15 protein-coding genes are annotated in these 18,852 nt (G+C 73.2%); 9 read left to right on the forward strand and 6 right to left on the reverse strand.

From position 1 onward, the window contains the following. Nucleotides 1-75 precede the first annotated feature (75 nt). The 3 genes from AB0J40_RS00980 (at nt 76) to AB0J40_RS00990 (ending at nt 3,990) form a co-directional block, all read left to right on the forward strand. Nucleotides 76-1,872: a Xaa-Pro dipeptidyl-peptidase gene (locus AB0J40_RS00980; RefSeq protein ID WP_364445791.1), complete on the forward strand. Its 1,797-nt coding sequence runs from the start codon at nt 76-78 to the stop codon at nt 1,870-1,872. Then, the gene (locus AB0J40_RS00985; RefSeq protein ID WP_364445793.1) at nt 1,872-2,519 is read left to right on the forward strand and encodes a YdcF family protein; all 648 of its coding nucleotides are present in this window, start codon (nt 1,872-1,874) and stop codon (nt 2,517-2,519) included. Before AB0J40_RS00980 ends, AB0J40_RS00985 begins: the two co-directional genes overlap by 1 nt. A 73-nt stretch (nt 2,520-2,592) precedes the next feature. Then, nucleotides 2,593-3,990 (forward strand): FAD-binding oxidoreductase, encoded by a 1,398-nt coding sequence (locus AB0J40_RS00990; protein ID WP_364445795.1) that lies wholly within the window; start codon nt 2,593-2,595, stop codon nt 3,988-3,990. 1 nt (nt 3,991) lies between these two features. Here AB0J40_RS00990 and AB0J40_RS00995 read toward each other — a convergent pair whose 3' ends face one another. Beyond that, on the reverse strand, nt 3,992-4,633 hold the full coding sequence (locus tag AB0J40_RS00995) for a response regulator transcription factor (RefSeq protein ID WP_364447246.1): 642 nt from the start codon (nt 4,631-4,633) through the stop codon (nt 3,992-3,994). Beyond that, nucleotides 4,630-5,751, reverse strand: a complete 1,122-nt coding sequence (locus tag AB0J40_RS01000) for a histidine kinase (protein ID WP_364445797.1) — start codon at nt 5,749-5,751, stop codon at nt 4,630-4,632. Before AB0J40_RS01000 ends, AB0J40_RS00995 begins: the two co-directional genes overlap by 4 nt. Nucleotides 5,752-5,848: 97 nt before the next feature. Here AB0J40_RS01000 and AB0J40_RS01005 point away from each other — a divergent pair, with 97 nt between their 5' ends. Together AB0J40_RS01005 and AB0J40_RS01010 are read left to right on the forward strand one after the other, a co-directional pair. Next, a complete protein-coding gene (locus AB0J40_RS01005; protein ID WP_364445799.1) occupies nt 5,849-6,703 on the forward strand; it encodes a M23 family metallopeptidase in 855 nt (284 codons plus the stop codon). Nucleotides 6,704-6,862: 159 nt separating this feature from the next. Continuing rightward, nucleotides 6,863-8,005: a DUF4192 domain-containing protein gene (locus AB0J40_RS01010; RefSeq protein WP_364445801.1), complete on the forward strand. Its 1,143-nt coding sequence runs from the start codon at nt 6,863-6,865 to the stop codon at nt 8,003-8,005. A 509-nt stretch (nt 8,006-8,514) separates the two neighbouring features. On the opposite strand, the gene galE is transcribed toward AB0J40_RS01010, so the two are convergent. The 3 genes from galE to AB0J40_RS01025 all read right to left on the reverse strand — a co-directional run bounded on the left by galE (nt 8,515) and on the right by AB0J40_RS01025 (nt 11,501). Then, nucleotides 8,515-9,504, reverse strand: coding sequence for a UDP-glucose 4-epimerase GalE (gene galE, locus AB0J40_RS01015; RefSeq protein WP_364445802.1), 990 nt, complete (start codon nt 9,502-9,504; stop codon nt 8,515-8,517). Between the two features lie 99 nt (nt 9,505-9,603). Beyond that, complete coding sequence (gene galK / locus AB0J40_RS01020) at nt 9,604-10,788, reverse strand: galactokinase (protein WP_364445804.1); 1,185 nt, start codon at nt 10,786-10,788, stop codon at nt 9,604-9,606. Then, on the reverse strand, nt 10,785-11,501 hold the full coding sequence (locus tag AB0J40_RS01025; protein ID WP_364445806.1) for a metal-dependent transcriptional regulator: 717 nt from the start codon (nt 11,499-11,501) through the stop codon (nt 10,785-10,787). Before AB0J40_RS01025 ends, galK begins: the two co-directional genes overlap by 4 nt. Before the next feature lie 113 nt (nt 11,502-11,614). On the opposite strand from AB0J40_RS01025, the gene AB0J40_RS01030 reads away from it, so the two are divergent. The 4 genes from AB0J40_RS01030 to AB0J40_RS01045 all read left to right on the forward strand — a co-directional run bounded on the left by AB0J40_RS01030 (nt 11,615) and on the right by AB0J40_RS01045 (nt 17,813). Then, nucleotides 11,615-12,460: a sulfurtransferase gene (locus AB0J40_RS01030; RefSeq protein ID WP_364445808.1), complete on the forward strand. Its 846-nt coding sequence runs from the start codon at nt 11,615-11,617 to the stop codon at nt 12,458-12,460. Between the two features lie 360 nt (nt 12,461-12,820). Next, the gene (locus AB0J40_RS01035; RefSeq protein WP_364445810.1) at nt 12,821-13,990 is read left to right on the forward strand and encodes an acetoin utilization protein AcuC; all 1,170 of its coding nucleotides are present in this window, start codon (nt 12,821-12,823) and stop codon (nt 13,988-13,990) included. A gap of 2 nt (nt 13,991-13,992) precedes the next feature. Then, entirely contained in the window at nt 13,993-16,674 is a 2,682-nt protein-coding gene (locus tag AB0J40_RS01040; protein ID WP_364445812.1) for a GNAT family N-acetyltransferase, read from the forward strand. A gap of 2 nt (nt 16,675-16,676) precedes the next feature. Beyond that, nucleotides 16,677-17,813, forward strand: a complete 1,137-nt coding sequence (locus AB0J40_RS01045) for a serine hydrolase domain-containing protein (protein WP_364445814.1) — start codon at nt 16,677-16,679, stop codon at nt 17,811-17,813. A gap of 16 nt (nt 17,814-17,829) precedes the next feature. On the opposite strand, the gene AB0J40_RS01050 is transcribed toward AB0J40_RS01045, so the two are convergent. After that, nucleotides 17,830-18,846: an acyl-CoA dehydrogenase family protein gene (locus tag AB0J40_RS01050; RefSeq protein ID WP_364445816.1), complete on the reverse strand. Its 1,017-nt coding sequence runs from the start codon at nt 18,844-18,846 to the stop codon at nt 17,830-17,832. Nucleotides 18,847-18,852 lie beyond the last annotated feature (6 nt).

An 18,852-nucleotide genomic window follows, 5' to 3' on the forward strand; every position in this document is an offset into this window, starting at 1 on the left:
CGTTAGTCTCTTGACACCCCCGCGGCCGGAACGGAAGTCTCGACAGTCGTCCGCTTCGCCCGGCTTGGGGGTTTGATGAAGGCCGCAGTCGTGCTCGCCGCCGTCCTCGCACTGCCGCTCACGGCAGTCACCGCCGAAGCCGCGCCACCGGCCCCGGTCTTCACCGGCGGCCAGGCCCAGCCGGTGTTCGACCCCGCCGACGTCGTCCGCGAAGACGTCTGGGTCACCGCGCCGGTCGACAGCGACCACGACGGCCAGGACGACCTCGTGCACGCCCAGGTCGTCCGCCCGCGCGCGACGCAGCAGGGCCTGAAGGTCCCCGTCGTCTACCAGGCCAGCCCGTACTACGCCGGTGGCAACGACATCGCGAACCACGACGTCGACGTCGAGCTCTACGCACCCGGGTACGCCCGCGGCCCGGAAGGCCCGCGCGTCGCCGCGCACGGCGTCGGCCCGGCCACCCCGATCACCTGGCGCTACCAGGACTACTTCACCGCGCGCGGGTTCGCCGTCGTGTACGGCGAGTCGCTCGGCAGCGGCCTCTCCACCGGCTGCCCGACCACCGGCGACGTCAACGAGACGATCGGCGCGCGCTCGGTCGTCGACTGGCTCAACGGCCGCGCGGCCGCGAGAGACGCGAACGGCGCCGCGGCGAAAGCCGACTGGAGCACCGGCAAGACCGGCATGATGGGCGTCTCCTACAACGGGACGCTGCCGAACGCCGTCGCGAGCACCGGCGTCGAGGGCCTCGAGACGATCGTGCCGATCGCCGCGATCTCCAGCTGGTACCAGTACTACCGCAACGACGGCGCCGTCGTCGCGGCCGGCGGGTTCCAGGGCGAGGACGCCGACGTGCTCGCCGAGTACGTCTACACCCGGGCCGACCGGCAGGTCTGCCGCCCGGTGATCGACGGGCTGACCCGCGACCAGGACCGCGTGACCGGCGACTACACGCCGTTCTGGGACGTCCGCAACTACCGCAACGACGTCGCCGAGGTGCACGCGTCGGTGCTCGCGGTGCACGGCCTCAACGACTGGAACGTCAAGACCGACCAGGTCGCCGAGTGGTACGACGCGCTGAAGGCGCACGGCGTGGAGCACAAGATCTGGCTGCACCAGTCCGGCCACGCCGACCCGTACTCGCTGCGGCGCGACGTCTGGCTGGCGACGCTGAACAAGTGGATGTCGCACTACCTCTACGGCATCGACAACGGCATCCAGAACGAGCCGAAGGCGACGATCCAGCGCGAGGACCTGTCGTGGACCGACGAGGCGGACTGGCCGGCGCCGGGCACGTCCGACGTCCGCGTCTACCCGTGGCCGGGCGGCAGGGCGAAGGGCGCCATCGACACCCGCAACCCGGTGCCGGGCACGGCGGCGGTCGAGACCCTCGCGGACGACTCGTCGAAGACGATCGAGCAGCTGGCCGGCCTCGCGTCTTCCGGCAACCGGCTGCTGTACGCGACTTCGGCGGCGAAGCAGTCCGTACGGCTCTCCGGCACCGCGCGCGCCGACCTGGCGCTGGCGTTCGACCGGCCCGCGGCGAACGTGTCGGCGATCCTGCTCGACCGCGCCCCCGACGGCACGTCCCACATCATCAGCCGCGGCTGGACCGACCCGCAGAACCGCACGTCGCCGGCCCGCACCGAGCCGATCACGCCGGGGCAGACCTACCGGATCGGCGTCGAGCTGATGCCGAAGGACTACATCCTCGCGGCGGGCCACCGGCTGGAGTTCCTGCTGGCGTCGAGCGACCACGACTACACGCTGCGGCCCAAGCCGGGCGCGGGACTGGCGCTCGACCTGACGAGGACGTCGGTGACGCTGCCGGTGACGGGCGGCAAGCCGGCCCTGCGAGCCGCGTTCGGCTGATGCTGCCGGAGCACCTGGACGCCGATGTCCGCACGTTGTGGGAGTACCACGACCTGCGGCACGAACCGCGGCGGTCCGACGTCGGGATCGGGCTGGGCAGCCGCGATCCCGGCGTCGCGGTCCACACCGCCGAGCTGTTCCACGCGGGACGCTTCCCACTGGTCGTCTTCACCGGCGCCAACGCGCCGACGACGGTGGACCGCTTCCCGCGCGGCGAAGCGGTCCACTACCGCGAAATCGCGCTGGAGCTGGGCGTACCCGACGAGGTGATCCTGGTCGAGCCGGCGGCCCGCAACACGGGCGACAACATCGCGTTCACCCGGCGGCTGCTGGCCGAGCGGCGGATCGGGTCGGTGACGCTGGTGACGCGGCCGTACCAGCAACGCCGGGCGTACGCGACGGCGAAGCGGCTCTGGCCGGGCGTCGACGTCGTGTGCGCGTCGAAGGCGGCCTCGTTCGAGGACCACGTCACGGGCGAAGAGGACGTCGAGCGCGTGGTCAGCATGCTCGTCGGGGAGACCCAGCGCATCACGGAGTACGCGGCGCGCGGCTTCGCGATCCCCCAGCCGATCCCGGCCGGCGTCGAGCGGGCGTTCGGCAGGCTGGCCGCGGCCGGGTTCACCCAGCGTCTTCTCCCACGCCGCTGAGGATCACGCAACGTAACGATCTTCGCAGGTCAGGCGACTTATAGGGGCTCTGTCCGCTGCGAGAGGAACCGCCATGACCTCGACCGCCGAACCCACGTTGGAGAGCTTGCGCGCCCAGCTGACCGGAACCGTCCTCACCCTCGGCGACCCCGGCTACGACATCGCCAGATCGGTCTGGAACGGGGAGATCGACCGCCGCCCCGCCGTCGTCGTGCGGCCCGCCGGGCCCGCGGACGTCGCAGCCGCGCTGGCGTACGCACGCGAAGCCGGGCTGGACGTCTCGGTGCGCGGAGGCGGACACAACTACGGCGGCGCGGCGGTCGTGGACGGCGGTGTCTGCATCGACCTCAGCTCTCTCCAGACGATCAGCGTCGACCCGGTCGGGCGGACCGCGCGCTGCGGGGGCGGGGCGACCTGGGCCCAGCTCGACACCGCCACGCAGGAGCACGCGCTCGCGGTACCGGGCGGCACGATCAGCCACACCGGCGTCGGCGGCCTGACCCTCGGCGGCGGCTTCGGCTGGCTCACCGGCAAGCACGGGCTGTCCTGCGACAACCTGCTTTCGGCCGAGGTCGTCACCGCCGACGGTGAAATCCTCCGCGCGTCCGCCGTCGAGCACCCCGACCTGTTCTGGGCGCTGCGCGGAGGCGGCGGCAACTTCGGCGTCGTCACCGAGTTCGAGTTCCGGCTGCACCCGGTCGGCCCGATCGTCCACCTGGGACTGTTCTTCTGGGGCCTCGAGGACGGCGTGGAGGCGCTGCGCCAAGCCCGCGAAGTGATCGCGGAACTGCCCGGCGAGATGGGCGTGCTGGTCGCCGGGCTCAACGCGCCGCCCGCCCCGTTCGTCCCGGAGCGGTACCACTTCCGGCCCGGTTATGCCCTGCTCATCGCCGGGTTCGAGGGGGAGGAGCAGCACGCCGCCGCGATCCGGGCGGCGCGTTCCGGGCCGGCGCCGCTGTTCGAGTTCGTGTCGCCGATCCCGTACGTCGAGCTGCAGCGGATGCTCGACGACGCCGCGCCGTGGGGCATCCTCGGCTACGAGAAGGCCGCGTACGCCGACGGGTTCGGCGACGAAGTCATCGAGGTCATCGCGGACTTCCTGCCGCGCAAGACGTCCCCGATGTCGATCATGCCGATCTTCGCGATGCGGGGCGCCTTCACCGAGGTCGCCGACGACGCGACGGCGTTCGGCGGCCCGCGCCGCGAAAGCATCCTGATCAACATCGACTCGATCGCCGCCGAGCCGGCGCCGTTCGCCGTGGACCGCGCGTGGGTGCGCGAGTTCTGGGAGGCGCTGGTGCCGTTCTCGTCCAACCCGGCCGGCTACGTCAACTTCATGGCGGAGTACGAAGCCGACCGGGTCCGGACGTCGTACGGGCCCGCGAAGTACGAGCGGCTCGCGCGGATCAAGGCGCAGTACGACCCGCGGAACGTCTTCCACCACAACGCGAACATCCCGCCCGCGGGGTGAGTCAGTCGGCGATGCCCGCCCGATAGGCGAAGGCGACCGCCTGCGCACGATCGCGCAGCCCGGCCTTGGTGAACAAGTGGTTCACGTGGGTCTTCACGGTCGCCTCGCTCACCACGAGCGTGCGCGCGATCTCCGTGTTCGACAGGCCCGCCGCGATCAGCCGCAGCACCTCGATCTCGCGGGCGGTCAGGCCTTCGACCTCCTTGACGCGCCGGGGCGTGCTGCGGGTGGCGGCTTCGACGAGCCGCCGCTGCAGCTCGCCGTCCACTGTGGACTGCCCGGCGGCCGCCGAGCGCAGGGCCCGCGCGATGGCTTCGGCGTCGGCGTCCTTGGTGAGGAAGCCCCGGGCGCCGGCGCGCAACGCGGCCAGCAGCGACTCGTCGTCGGCGTAGGTGGTCAGGACGACGACCTCGGTGCCCGGATGCTCGGCGCGGATCCGTTCAGTGGTCTCGACGCCGTCGCAACGCGGCATCCGCAGGTCGACCAGGACGACGTCGGGGTGGTGCTCGGCGACGAGGGCGAGCGCGGCCAGGCCGTCGGCGGCGGCGCCGACCACCTCGACGCCGGGCAGCAGCCCGAGCAGCGTGACCAGGCCCTCCCGGACCACCGCCTGGTCATCGGCCAGCACGACGCGCAGCGTCACGCCGGCACCGTCAGGTGAACCCGCCATCCGTCCTCCCCCGGTCCGCTCTCGAACCGGCCGTCGAGCAGCGCGACCCGTTCGCTCATCCCGCGCAAACCGTAGCCTGCCGCCGGCGCGTCCGGCGGCCGCCTGCCCTGCCGGTCGGCGACGGTCAGGTCCACCGATCCGCCGGCGTAGTCCAGCGTGACGTCGACGTCGGCCTGCGCCGCGTGCTTGCGCGTGTTCGCCAGTGCTTCCTGCACCGCGCGGACCAGCGCGGTGCCGACCGCGGGGTCCAGTTCGCGGGGTTCGCCTTCGACCTTGAGGTCCGCCCGTGCGCCGCTGTCGAGCCGGTAGGCGGCCAGGAGGTCGGCGATCGCGCGTTCGACCGGGACGGCGTCCTCGCGCAGCGCGGCCACGGCCTTGCGGGCCTCGGCGAGGCCGTCCGACGCCAGCTTCTGCGCCCGTTCGATCTGCGCGACGGCGTCCGGGCTCGCCCCGTCGCGCACCAGCATCAGCCGGGCGCCCTGGAGGTTCAGGGAAAGCCCGGCCAGCGAGTGCGCGAGCACGTCGTGCAGCTCACGGGCGATGCGGGCGCGTTCGGCGAGGGCGGCCGCGCGGGCGTGTTCCTCGGAGGCCGTCTGCGCGCGGGCCAGCGCCAGCTCCGTCTGTTCGATGCGGGCGATCCGGGTCCGCCGGTTCAGGCCGAGCAGCACGATCACGGCGAGGACCGTGTACGTCGCCAGGGCGCCGTCCCAGGCATCGTGGAGCGACGCCCACCAGGTGATCGCCCCCAGGTCGAACGCGATGGCGAGCAGGATCGGGACGGCCGAGTGCCGGAGCACGACGAAGAACGTGGTGCTGAACATCGTCACCGACGCCCAGCTGTTCGGCACGAGCGCCCAGAGCGTGCCGGCGCACAGGATCACGGCCAGGAGCAGCACCGGCGGCAGCCGTCGCCCGCCGACGTCGTACAGCCACAGCAGCGGGATCGACAGGGCGAGGGTGATCCCGATGAGGATCCAGGCGAGCGTGTTCGCGCGGGGCATCGCGGCGACCATCGGGACGGCGATGAACGCCCAGCGCAGGTAGGCCTGTCCCTGGGGAAACCGGTCGAACCGGGCCAGTCCGGGCGTCATCTTCTAAGGTCCTCCGCGGGTGCTTGTACGGAAAATGTACCGACGGGGGCTTCCCTTCGTGGGGTCAAGCTGTCTCGTTTGTCAGGAGGTAAGCCCCATGTCCAGGTTGCGACGGCTCGCCGTGTTCGCCGCCGCCGCGGCGCTGCCCGCGCTCGGCCTCACCCTCGCCGGCCAGGCGCCCGCGTCGGCCGCGCCGAACTTCCAGGTGCCGTTCAAGTGCGGGGTCACCGTGACCGCGGCGACGTTCAGCGGCCACAGCCCGGCGTACTCGGTCGACTTCCAGAAGGACGGCATCACCGGCATGCCCGTGCTCGCCTCGGCGTCCGGCACGGTGACCCGGGTCGCCGATGAAGGCAGCACGAGCTACGGCAAGTGGATCGAACTGGACCACGGCGGCGGCTGGCGCACCCGCTACGCCCACCTGTCGGCCCAGGAGGTTTCGGTCGGGCAGTCCGTGGCGCTCGGCAAGGAGATCGGCAAGGCCGGCGCGACCGGCGGCGTCACCGGGCCGCACCTGCACTTCGAGGAGCGGCTGGACGGCGTGGTGCAGAAGGCGAAGCTGAACGGCGTCGCCGTGCCGTACTACGGCCACACGAACTTCACGAGCAAGAACAACTGCGGCGGCAACCCGTACTCCGCCGAAGAGGTCTGCGGCGACGGCTTCTCCGTCGTCGACCAGCAGGCGCTGGCGAACTCTTCGGGCACGGCGTACCTGCTGTACAACTCCTCGACCAAGGCGAACTGCGTGACGACGCTGAAGGCGACGTCGCTCGGCACCGCCAGCCCGGTGTCGGCGTTCCTGGAAGTCCAGGGTTCGACGCGGGTGACCGACTCCGGCAGCTTCGCCTACTACGCCGGGCCGGTGAAGAAGACCGCCGCCGCGACCTGCGTGAAGTGGGGTGGCTCGGTGGGCGGCAACACCTACGAGAGCGGGTTCGAGCACTGCGGCTGAGGCCGGACCGGTCGGTGGGGCCGGGCACCCTAGCCCGCCCCACCGACAAAAACCCGCCGCCCGGGCGCCGCCCGCCCGATTCCGTCCACATCGGCCCCGGCCATCCACAGATTCGCCGCCACCGCCCCACCCGGCCCCGTCCTGCCCCACGCTGGAGGCATGACCACTCCCACCCCGACCGGCCGGCCGCCGGTCGACCTCCGAATCCCCGCGCAGCTGCTGGCCGCGCTCCCGTACCTGATCGGGTTCCGGCCCGCGAACTCCGTCGTCCTCATCGGCCACCGAGCCGACGGCGTGGGCCTGGTCCTGCGCGGCGACCTCCCGCACACGGAAGACCGGAGCCGGCAGGCCCGAGCGCTCGCGGCGAGGTATGCCCTGTCGCCGCCGACGGCGGTGACGCTGGTCCTCATCGGCGGCGAGCGAAGACCCGGCGGCCCGCCACCGCACGCGGGCTTCGCGGGCGAGCTGACGGAGGCGCTTGACGAACTCGGCGTCCCGCTGCTGCACGTGTTGTGGGCCGCGGACATCAGCGAAGGAGCGCCCTGGGGGTGTTACACGGACCCGGCGTGCGGCGGCGAGCTCCCGGACCCCCGCGCGACGGTCGCGGCGGCATGGGCGACGAAAGAGGGTGTGGTGGCGTTCGCCGGCCGCGACGAACTGGCGGCGCTGCTGGCGCCCCGTTCCCCGGAGGCGGTGGCGCGCCGGACAGCGTCTCTGTCCCGGATGTCGTCATTGCCCTGGCCGGAGTCGACGTGCGTGTCCGAGGCGGCTTCGGTGATCCGAGCGGCGTTCGAGCGCCAACGGCGAGGCGCGGGCCCGCCGACGGACGAGCAAGCGGTCCTGCTGGCGAGCGCGTTGACGCTCCCGGAGATCCGCGACGCGTGCTTGGGCATGGCGGTCCCACCCCACACCCCGCAGGCACGCGAGGCAGAGCGCCTGTGGCTGACCCTGGTCCAGGAGCTGCCGGCCCCAGAGCGAGCCGAAGCGGCGACATTGCTGGGCTACACGGCTTTCATGCGCGGCGACGGAGCGTTCGCGGGGATGGCGCTGGAGAACGCACTGGAGGCGGACAGCGAGCACGTGTTGGCGGGATTGCTGAGAACGGTCCTGCGGCGCGGCATGCCCCCGGAGCAGTTGCTGGGCTTGGCGTTGGAGGCGGACCCGGCCGGTTTGTGCGGGTTCGGGTTGGAGCCATTGGACTTCGAAGAGGCGGACGCCAGTGCGCCGGTGACTGTCGTGTGTGGACCCGCGGAGCTCGTGGGGGGAGGAGTCATAGGGGAGTTATCGCCCCCTGAACACTGACCGCCGCCGCCGGCGCCAAGTCTCGGAGCGCTCGGGCTGCGGGGTTTGCCTCGGCTGCCGCTCGCAGGTGCCGGCGCGGGGCGACGCGCCTGATCGCCAAGGCGAGCGTTCACAAGCCCGGCCGAGGTCTGACCGCCGCCGGCCGGCGGCGGTCAGACCTCGCGCAGCAAACTCCCGCTGCCATCGTCCGAACGACCCGCAGAGCCTGGCTCGTCTCCCAGGCATCTGGATGTTCGCGGCCCAGCTCTCGCGGCATGCTGGCTGCTCGCGCCGGTTTCGCCGAGCGCCGGGTGGTCGGTTGCGGGCTGCGAGTCCGGCGATCCCGGGCGCGTGCGTTCGCGAGCAGCGCAAGGCCTGGCCGCCGTCGGCCAGGCTCGGACGGTGCCGGTCAGGGCAATGCTCGGCGGCCGATCCCGAGGCGCGCGTCCACAAGCCGACCAAGGTCCGACCGCCGTCAACCAGCGGTGGTCAGACCTCGCGCAGCCGCACTTGTCCTAACGACCCGCGACTCAGTCCCGAGCACTCCGCCGGGACTGGGTGAACTCCCAAGCGTCCCGGACGATCCCCGTCAGCTCGGTCCGCTCCGGCTTCCACCCCAGGTCTTCCCGGGCACGGTCGCTGGCCGCCACGAGCACCGACGGGTCGCCCGCCCGCCGCGGCGCCACCGCCGCCGGGATCGGGTGGCCCGTGACCTCACGACACGCCTCGATGACCTGCAGAACGGAGAACCCCGTGCCGTTGCCCAAGTTGTAGATCCGGTGCTCACCCGCCGTCGCGCTCTTCAGCGCCAGCAGGTGCGCGTCCGCGAGGTCCACCACGTGGATGTAGTCGCGGATCGCCGTGTGGTCCGGCGTCGGGTAGTCGTCACCGAAGATCTGGATCTTTTCGCGGTCGCCCGTGGCGACCTGGAGGACGAGGGGGATGAGATGGGTTTCCGTGGTGTGGCGCTCCCCGAACGCGCCGTACGCGCCCGCGACGTTGAAGTACCGCAGGCTCACCGCGGCCAGCCCGTGCGCGCCGGCGAAGCTGGTGATCGCGTGGTCGATCGCGAGCTTCGTCGCGCCGTAGGTGTTGGTGGGCCGGGCCGGCGCGGACTCCGGGATCGGCGACTGCTCCGGCTCGCCGTAGGTCGCCGCCGTCGAGGAGAACACCAGGCGGGGCGTGCCGTGCTCGCGCATGGCCTCGAGCAGCCGCAGCGACGTGACGACGTTGCCTTCCCAGTACTTCGCCGGCTCCGCCATCGACTCGCCGACCAGCGACTTGGCCGCGAAGTGCAGCACGCCGTCGAAGCCCTCGCGCAGCAGGCTGCCCGCCACCTCGGCGGCGTCGCCCTCGATGAACCGCGCGTCCGGGTGGACGGCGTCGGCGTGGCCGGTGCTCAGGTCGTCGACGACGGTGACCTGGTGCCCGGCCTCGATCAGCCGGGCGGCGCAGACACTGCCGACGTACCCGGCTCCGCCCGTCACGACCAGCTTCAGGGCGTTGCTCTGCTCCGACACGTCCAGGCCTTCCTGTCGAGGGTGACTGTGCGCCACAGTCTTCCCCCTGGCCGACGCGCGGGTCCGCCCGGGGGTTGCCCCGCGCGGACCTGCGCGGCCTCAGACCTCGTCGCGGCCGGCGCCGCGCGACGGCACCGCGGTGAACATCCGCGGCCGCCGGTAGCCGGCCTTTTCGTACGCCGCTTCGACGGCCGCCTTGACCCCCTCCAGGTCGGCGTCGCGGACCAGCGCGATCGCCGAGCCGCCGAAGCCGCCGCCGGTCATCCGCGAGCCGAGCGCGCCGGCTTCCCGCGCCGAGTCGACCGCGAGGTCCAGCTCGGCCGTGGAGATCCGGTAGTCGTCGCGCATGCTGACGTGCGAAGCGTCCAGGTACGGGCCGATGTCGGCCAGCCGGCCGGCACGCAGCAGCTCGACGGTGTCGAGGACCCGCTGGTTCTCGGTGACGACGTGCCGGACGAGCGGCACGAGGTCCTCGGGCAGCCGGTCGAGAGCCGCGGAGAGCCCCTCGACGGTGATGTCGCGCAGCGCCTTCACCCCGAGCAGCTCGGCCGCGCGCTCGGTGCCGCGGCGCCGCTCGCCGTACCCGCCCTCGGCGTGCGAATGCTTCGTGCGGGTGTCCATGATCAGCACCTGCAGCCCGGCGTCGGCCAGGCCGAAGGGCACCTGCTCCTGCTCGCCGGAGCGCACGTCGAGGAACAGGACGTGGGACTCGGTGCAGCAGAGGGACGCCGTCTGGTCGAGCAGGCCGGTGGGCGCGCCGACGAAGTCGTTCTCTGAGCGCTGGACCCACCGCGCCACCTGGGGTCGCGTCGGGACGCGGTCGCCGGGGGCGCCGAGCTCCAGCCCGGCCAGGCCCAGCAACGCCAGCGACACCGCGCACTCGAGCGCGTGAGAGGAGGACAGCCCCGCCCCCGACGGCACGTCCCCGGCGACGACCAGGTCGGCGCCGGCCGGGAAGCCCTGGTCGCGCAGCACCCAGGCGACTCCCGCCGGGTACGCGGCCCACCCGTCGACGGTGCCCGGCGCCAGGTCGGCGATCTTCAGCTCGCCGGAGCGCTGGAGCTGGCCGTCGTCGCCCAGGGTGGCCACGGACAGCACGCCGTCCTCGCGGGGCGACGCCGCCGCGGCCAGGCGGTGCGGCAGGGCGAACGGCAGCACGAAGCCGTCGTTGTAGTCGGTGTGTTCGCCGATCAGGTTGACGCGCCCGGGCGCGGACCACACGCCGGCGGGCTCGCTGCCGTGGACCGTGCGGAACGCCGCCACGGCCTCCGAAGCGGGGCTCACCTGGCCTGCGCCAGGACAGCGTGCAGCGCGGAGCTGGCGACCTGGGCGGTGGTCTCGCCGCCGGTGACCTCGACGGTGCCGCCGTTGGCCTTGCCGATGGTGACCGTGCCGCCCGGCACGATGCCGACGGACTTGAGCTCGGTCATCAGCGACTCGTCCAGCTGGACGTGCTCGGCGATGCGCCGGATCTCGACGCGGCCGCCGCCGGTGCGGGCGAACTCGTCGAGCCGGACGAGGTCGGCCTCAGCGGGCGGGGCCGGGTCGCCGTCGCCGAGCTTGTCGAGGCCGGGGATCGGGTTGCCGTAGGGGGAGGTGGTCGGGTGGTCGAGCAGCTTGACCAGCTTGCGCTCGACGGCCTCGCTCATCACGTGCTCCCACCGGCACGCCTCGTTGTGCACGTGCTCCCACTCGAGCCCGATGACGTCGACGAGGAGACGCTCGGCCAGGCGGTGCTTGCGCATGACGGCGATGGCCAGCTCGCGGCCGTGGTCGGTCAGCTGCAGGTGCCGGTCGTCGGCGACCACGACGAGGCCGTCGCGCTCCATCCGGGCGACGGTCTGGCTCACGGTCGGGCCGCTCTGCTGCAGGCGCTCGGCGATGCGGGCGCGCAGCGGAACGACACCTTCTTCTTCGAGCTCGTAGATCGTACGCAAGTACATCTCGGTGGTGTCGATGAGATCGTTCACGCTGTCCCCTTCGTCCGCGTTGCTCATCGTAGTCGTTGACCCCGACAGCGGCGGCGGCCCTTGGGGGTAACGACCCGCCGGTGACGGATATGTCCGCACCCCGGCGCGGCGGGGCGGGCGGCCGCTGGAAGATGGGAGGCATGCGTCCGCTGATCAGCACCACCGACCTCGCCGCCGCGCTGGCCGGCCCGGCCGGGGACCGGCCCGTGGTCCTCGACGTCCGCTGGCGGCTCGCCGGCCCGCCCGGCGCCGATTCCTACCGCGAGGGCCACGTGCCCGGCGCGGTGTTCACCGACCTCGACCGCGTGCTCGCGGGCGAGCCGGGCGAGGGCGGCCGGCACCCGCTGCCCGACCCGGCCGACCTGCAGCACGACCTGCGCGCGGCGGGCGTCCGCACGGGCGCGCCGGTGGTGGTCTACGACGACGCCGACGGCTCGGTCGCCGCGCGGGCGTGGTGGCTGCTGCGCTGGGCCGGCCACGACGAGGTAGCGGTGCTCGACGGCGGTTACGCTGCGTGGACGGCCGACGGTCACCCGGTGAGCACGGAGCAGGCGGCGCCGGAGCCGGGCGACATCACGGTCCGGCCGGGCGGCATGCCGGTACTCGACGCGGACGAGGCGGCGGCCCTGGCCCGCGACGGCTTGTTGCTGGACGCACGCGCGAACCCGCGCTACACGGGCGAGACGGAGCCAGTCGACCCGCGGGCCGGGCACATCCCGGGAGCGGTGAACGCCCCATTCGCCGGCCACACGACCGACGACGGCCACTGGCGCACGCCCGAGGAGCTGGCCACCCGCTTCGCGGACCTGGGCCTGCGCCCGGGCGAGCCGGTCGGCGCGTACTGCGGCTCAGGGGTGACGGCGAGTTCGGTGGTGCTGGCGCTGGAGCTGGCGGGCCACCCGGGCGCGGGCCTGTACGCCGGCTCGTGGTCCCACTGGTCGCGGGACCCGAAGCGCCCGGCAGCAACGGGCGCCCTGCCCGGCTGAGCAGCCGCAACCCGACCGGGCGGCCGACGGCACTCGCAACCCGCCTGGCCGAGCGGCGGCGGACCGGCGAGGCCGGGGCGGTCGGCTGCGACGCCAACTCGCCTGGCCGAGCTGCGGTGGACCTGCTGGCGGGGCGCCTGGCTGCGCCGGCAACCCCGCAACCCGCCAACCCAACCCCGCAACCCGCCAACCCAACCCAGCAACTCGCCGGCCGAGCCCGACGGGACCCGCGGCCACCAACCCCGACCCGCCAAGCTGCCCCACCCCGGCAGGCCCCACCCAGCCACCGCGGCGCCTGGGCTACCCCCTGCCCCCACTTCCGGTCCACGCGTTCCCCCGATCGGCACTAGAGTCGATCCCATGTCGCCGGCCGTCGTTTGGGACTCCGCCCTTCTCGGTTATGACCTGGGGGGCGATCACCCCTTCAACCCCGTCCGGCTGGAGCTCACCGTCCGGCTGGCCACCGAGCTCGGGGTGCTCGACGGTGTCGAACTGCTCGTCCCCACCGGGGCCGGCGACGAAGAACTCCTCCGGATCCACGCTCCCGAATACCTCGCCGCCGTGCGGGAGGCGCCGCTCGTCGGGTGGGATGTCGGGCATGGGCTCGGGACCGCCGACAACCCCGTCTTCACCGACATGCACGACGCCTCCGCCCTCGTCGTCGGCTCCACCCTCCTCGCCGCCCGGAAGATCGCCGACGGCGAGGCCACCCGGGCCGTCAACATCGCGGGCGGCTTGCACCACGCCATGCGCGACCAGGCCTCCGGGTTCTGCGTCTACAACGACTGCGCCGTCGCCATCAGCTGGCTGCTCGACCACGGCTTCGAGCGCATCGCCTACATCGACACCGACGTCCACCACGGCGACGGCGTCCAGGCCGCCTTCTACGACGACCCCCGCGTCCTCACCGTCTCGATGCACCAGCACCCCTTCACGCTCTGGCCCGGCACCGGCTACTCCGCCGAGACCGGCCGCGGGAAGGCGGACGGCACCTCCGTCAACGTCCCCCTGCCCCCACGCACCAAAGACCCCGGCTGGCTGCGCGCCTTCAACGCCGTCGTCCCCTCGCTGCTCGCCGACTTCGAGCCGCAGCTGCTGTTCACCCAGTGCGGCGTCGACTCGCACGAGGAAGACCCCCTGGCCGACCTCTCCCTCTCCGTCGACGGGCACCGCACCATCTACGCCACCCTCCGCGACCTCGCCGAGACCTACGCCGGCGGCAAGTGGATCGCCGTCGGCGGCGGGGGCTACCAGCTGATCCGGGTCGTCCCGCGGTCGTGGACGCACCTGATCGCCACCGTCCTCGACCGGGACGTCGCCCCCGCGACGCCGCTGCCGCCGGGCTGGGTCGAAACCGTCTCCAAGGCCGCCCCGCACGCCGAACTGCCGCGAGCCATGACCGACGACCGCGAGACCGCTTTCAAGCCGTGGGGCGACGGCGAAGACGACCCGGTCGACGTCGCCGTCCGGGACACCCGCCGCGCCGTCTTCCCCCTGCACGGCCTCGATCCGGACGACCCCAGGGACTGACCATGACCGGCCGGGACCCCTTCGACTACCCCCGCGACTGGGAGGCCGACGTCGTGCTGTCCGACGGCGGCACCGTCCACCTGCGCCCGATCGTCCCCACCGACGCCGACGGCCTGGTCGCCTTCCACGCCAAGCTCTCCGAGCGCACCCGCTACTTCCGCTACTTCGGCGCGTACCCGCGGATCCCGGAGAAGGACCTCAAGCGGTTCTCCACGGTCGACCACCACGACCGCGTCGCGTTCGCCGCCTTCCTCGGCGACGACATCGTCGCGGTCGGCCGGTACGAGCGCCTCGACCACGGGCCGTCGGCGGAGGTCGCCTTCGTCGTCAGCGACGCGCACCAGGGCCGCGGGCTCGGCTCGATCCTGCTCGAACACCTCGCCGCGGCCGCGTCCGAATGCGGGCTGCGCCGGTTCGTCGCCGAGGTGCTCGCCGAGAACGCCGCCATGGTGCGGGTCTTCCGCGACGCCGGCTACCAGGTCAGCCGCGAGATCGAAGAAGGCGTGCTGCACCTGGAGTTCGACATCGACCCGACCGAGGAGTCCCTCGCGGTCGCGCGCTCCCGGGAGCAGGCCGCCGAGGCGCGCAGCGTGCACAATCTGCTGCACCCGACGTCGGTCGCGGTGATCGGCGCGTCCGCCGAGCCCGGCAAGGTCGGCCACGTCGCCTTCGCGAACCTCCTGGCCGCCGCGTTCACCGGCACCGTCTACCCGGTCAACCCGGAGCACCGCTCGGTCCGCGGCGTCCGCGCGTACGCGTCGGTGCTGGACATCCCGGACCAGGTCGACCTGGCCGTCGTCGCGGTGCCCGCCGAGTCGGTCGAGTCCGTTTTGGATGCTTGCCTCGCGAAGGGCGTCAAGACGCTGCTGATCCTTTCCAGCGGCTTCGCCGAAGCGGGGCCGCACGGCCTGCACGCCGAGCTGCGGCTGGTCGGCGAGGCGCGGGCGCACGGCATGCGCGTCGTCGGCCCGAACGCCCTCGGCGTGCTCAACACCGCGCCCGGGATCCGGCTCAACGCCACCCTCGCCCCGCGCCTGCCCGTGCGCGGGCGCACCGGCTTCTTCTGCCAGTCCGGCGCGCTGGGCACCGCGATCCTCGCCGACGCCGAGTCGCGCGGCCTCGGCCTGTCGACGTTCGTCTCGGCGGGCAACCGCGCCGACGTCTCGGGCAACGACCTGCTCCAGTACTGGGAAACCGACCCGGACACCGACCTCGTCCTGCTGTACCTGGAGTCCTTCGGCAACCCGCGCAAGTTCGCGCGGCTGGCGAGGAGGCTGGCCCGCACGAAACCGATCGTCGCGGTGAAGTCGGGCCGCCACGCGGTCCGCCCGCAGCTCGCGGCGACGTCCACGGAGATCGACGAAGCCAGTGTGCAGGCCCTGTTCGAGCAGGCCGGCGTCGTGCGGGTGGAGTCGCTGGCGCAGCTGTTCGACACCGCGCTCGTGTTCGCCCACCAGCCGCTGCCCGCCGGGCCGCGGATCGGCATCGTCGGCAACTCCAGCGCGATCGGGCTGCTGGCCGCCGACACCGCGCGGATGCAGGGCCTGCGGCTGGCCTTCGACCCGGTCGACGTGGGCCCGCAGGCCGGGCCGGACGACTTCGCCAAGGCGGTCGGGGAGGCCCTCACCTCGCCGGACACCGACGCGCTGGTCGTCGTGTTCGCCCCGCCGGTGGCGATCCCCGGCACGGCGTACGCGCGCGCCCTGCGCGAAACCGTGGTCGAACTCGGGCAGCGCAAGCCGATCGTCTCGACGTTCCTCGCCGCCGAAGGCGTCCCCGACGAGCTGGCCGTCCTGACCGGCGACGGCGTGCCGACGCGCGGCTCGATCCCGTCGTACCCGAGCCCGGAACGCGCGGTGAACGCGCTCGCCAGAGTCGTCCGGTACGCCGCGTGGCGGCAGCGCCCGCAGGGCACGCTGGTGCGGCCGGCCGGGATCCACACCGAGCAGGCGCAGGGGCTCGTGCGCGAGCTCCTCGAAAGCGAGAGCGGCAAGACGACGCTGCTGTCCGACACCGACGTCGTGCGGTTGCTGGGCTGCTACGGCATCGACGTCGTGCCGTTCCGGGTGGCGTCCACAGTGGACGAAGCCGTCGCCGCGGCGGCCGAGCTGGGCTACCCGGTGACGCTCAAGGCCGTCGACGAGCGGCTGCGCGGCCGCCCCGACCTGGCGGGCGTCCGGCTCGACCTGGCGTCCGAGGATTCCGTCCGCACCGCCTACGAAAGCCTGCGCGAGATCTCCGGCGACGACGACGTGTACGTCCAGCGGATGGCGCCGAAGGGCCTGTCGTGCGTGATCGGGCTGCAGGACGACCCGTCGTTCGGCACGCTCGTGTCGTTCGGGCTGTCCGGGCTGGTCAGCACGCTGCTGGGCGACCGCGCGTACCGGGCGGTGCCGCTCACCGACGTCGACGCGGCCACGCTGCTGCGGGAGCCCCGCACGGCGCCGCTGCTCACCGGCTACCGCGGTGACGAGCCCGCCGACCTCGCCGCCTTGCAGGACATGGTCCTGCGCGTCGCCGCGCTGGCCGAGGACAACCCGGAGGTGCGGTCGCTGGTGCTCGACCCGATCCTGGCGTCGCCGGACGGCGCCTTCGTCGCCAACGCCCGTCTCGTGCTGGGGCCGCCGCCGTCACGGCCCGACACCGGCCCGCGGCGCCTGCGCGCCATCAACCCCCTGGACTGACCATGGCGACCTTGACCGAGGTGCTGGCCAAGCACGGCGAAGACGTGCCGGGCGTGGTGGCGCTCGTCGCGCACGGCGAACGGCTCGAAGTGGCGGCCGTGGGTTCGGCCGACGCCGAGGGCACCGTGCCGATGGCGCGCGACTCGCTGTTCCGCATCGCGTCGCTGACCAAGCCGATCGTCGCGGCGGCGGTCCTGCTGCTCGTCGACGACGGCGCACTCGCGCTGGACGACCCGATCGCGCGGTGGCTGCCGGAGCTGGCGTCGCCGGTGGTCGTGCGGACGCCGGCCGGGCCGGTCGACGACGTCGTGCCCGCCGTCCGCCCGATCACGGTGGCCGACCTGCTGACGTTCCGCTGCGGGTACGGCCTCGCGGCGGACATGACGCTGCCCGCGGTCGACCTCCTGCTGCAGGTGCTGGGCCACCCGGCGGCGGCGCCGCGGGCGCTGACGCCGGACGAGTGGCTGGCCGCGCTGGCGCAGGTGCCCCTGCTGCACCAGCCGGGGGAGGCGTGGCTGTACGACACCGGTTCGGACATCCAGGGCGCGCTCATCGCACGGGTGTCCGGCCGGTCGCTGCCGGAGTTCCTGGCGGAGCGGCTGTTCGAGCCGCTGGGCATGGCCGACACCGGGTTCGCGGTGCCGACCGCCGCGCTGGGCCGGTTCACCAGCGCGTACCGGCCGGCCGAGAGCGGGCTGCGGCTGATCGACTCCCCGGAGGGCCGGTGGAGCAGCGCGCCGGCGTTCCCGTCCGGCGCGGCGGGCCTGGTCTCGACGGCCGACGACCTGCTGAAGTTCGCCCGCTTCCTGCTGGACGAGGGCACGGTCGACGGCCACCGGCTCCTGACCGCGCAGTCGGTGCACGGGATGACGACCGACCACCTGACCCCGGCCCAGCGCGAGGCCGGCCGGCCGTTCCTGCACGGCCAGGGCTGGGGCTACGGCGGATCGGTCGACGTCCGGGCGACGCGGCCGTGGGAGGTTCCGGGCCGCTACGGCTGGGTCGGCGGCGCGGGCACGGCCTGGCACCTGCACCCGGCGACCGGTGCGGTCACGGTGCTGCTGACGCAGGTGGAGATGACGAGCCCGGAGCCGACGCCGCTGATGCGGGAGTTCTGGCAGTACGCCGCCGAGCGGTGACGACTCGGGCCGCCGGTCATCCGGCGAGCAGGCTCCCCAGCGCCAGCAGCTGCGGAGTCGCCGGGCCCAGCTCGAATTCGAGGCGTTTCGCCGCGGTGAAGTAGCGGTGCACCTCGTGGTCCACGTCGATGCCGACGCCGCCGTGGACGTGCACCGTCGTGTGGGCGACGCGGTGTCCCGCTTCCGCGGCCCAGAACTTGGCCGTCGCCACCGCTTCCGCCGCGGGCAGGTCCGACGCCAGCCGCCACGCGGCCTGCGTCGACATCAGCCGGACCGCCTCGACGTCGACGTAGGCGTCCGCGAGGCGCTGGCGGACCGCCTGGAAGCCGCCGATGACGTGGTCGAACTGCTTGCGCTCGGTCGCGTACGCCGCCGTCAGCTCCAGGGCCCGCTCGACGACGCCGAGCTGCTGCGCGCACACCCCGACCGTCCCGCGCAGCCGCAGCCATTCGCCGATGTCGCCCAGTGAAGTTCCCGGCACGTCGGAAAGTTCCAGCAGGCACGCGTCCGCGTGGTCGGTCGTCCGCTGCGGCCGCACCGAGACCCCGGGCGCGGCCGCGTCGACCAGGAACACCTCGTCCGCGGTGGCGACCAGGAACCCGTGGGCGAACGCGCCGAACGCGACCGCGGACTGCGAACCGGACAGCAGACCGCCGGCCGCGGTGAACCCGGACAGCGCCACCGCTAGAACGCGTTCTCCCCGCAGTACCGGCAGCACCCATCGGTCCACCAGCTGCGGTGTGCCGAACTCGGCCAGCGCCGAGGCCGCCATCGTGATCGACGGCAGGTACGGCACCGCCGCCACAGAGCGGCCGATCTCGGTGAGCACCGCGCACTGCTCCAGCAGCCCGAACCCGCCACCGCCCAGCGCCGACGGCAGGGCCGCGTCGAGCACGCCCGCCTGGCCCAGCGCCGTCCACAATGGAGCGTCGAAGCCGCCGGTGCCGTGCGGGTCGTGGGTGACCTTGTCGGCGACGATCCGCCGGGTCAGCGCGGCGAGGTCGGCCGAGGCCTCGGAAGGGGTGAAGTCCATGAGACG

Origin of the sequence: Amycolatopsis sp. NPDC049691 (assembly GCF_040675005.1) — a bacterium.
Lineage (GTDB): Bacteria > Actinomycetota > Actinomycetes > Mycobacteriales > Pseudonocardiaceae > Amycolatopsis.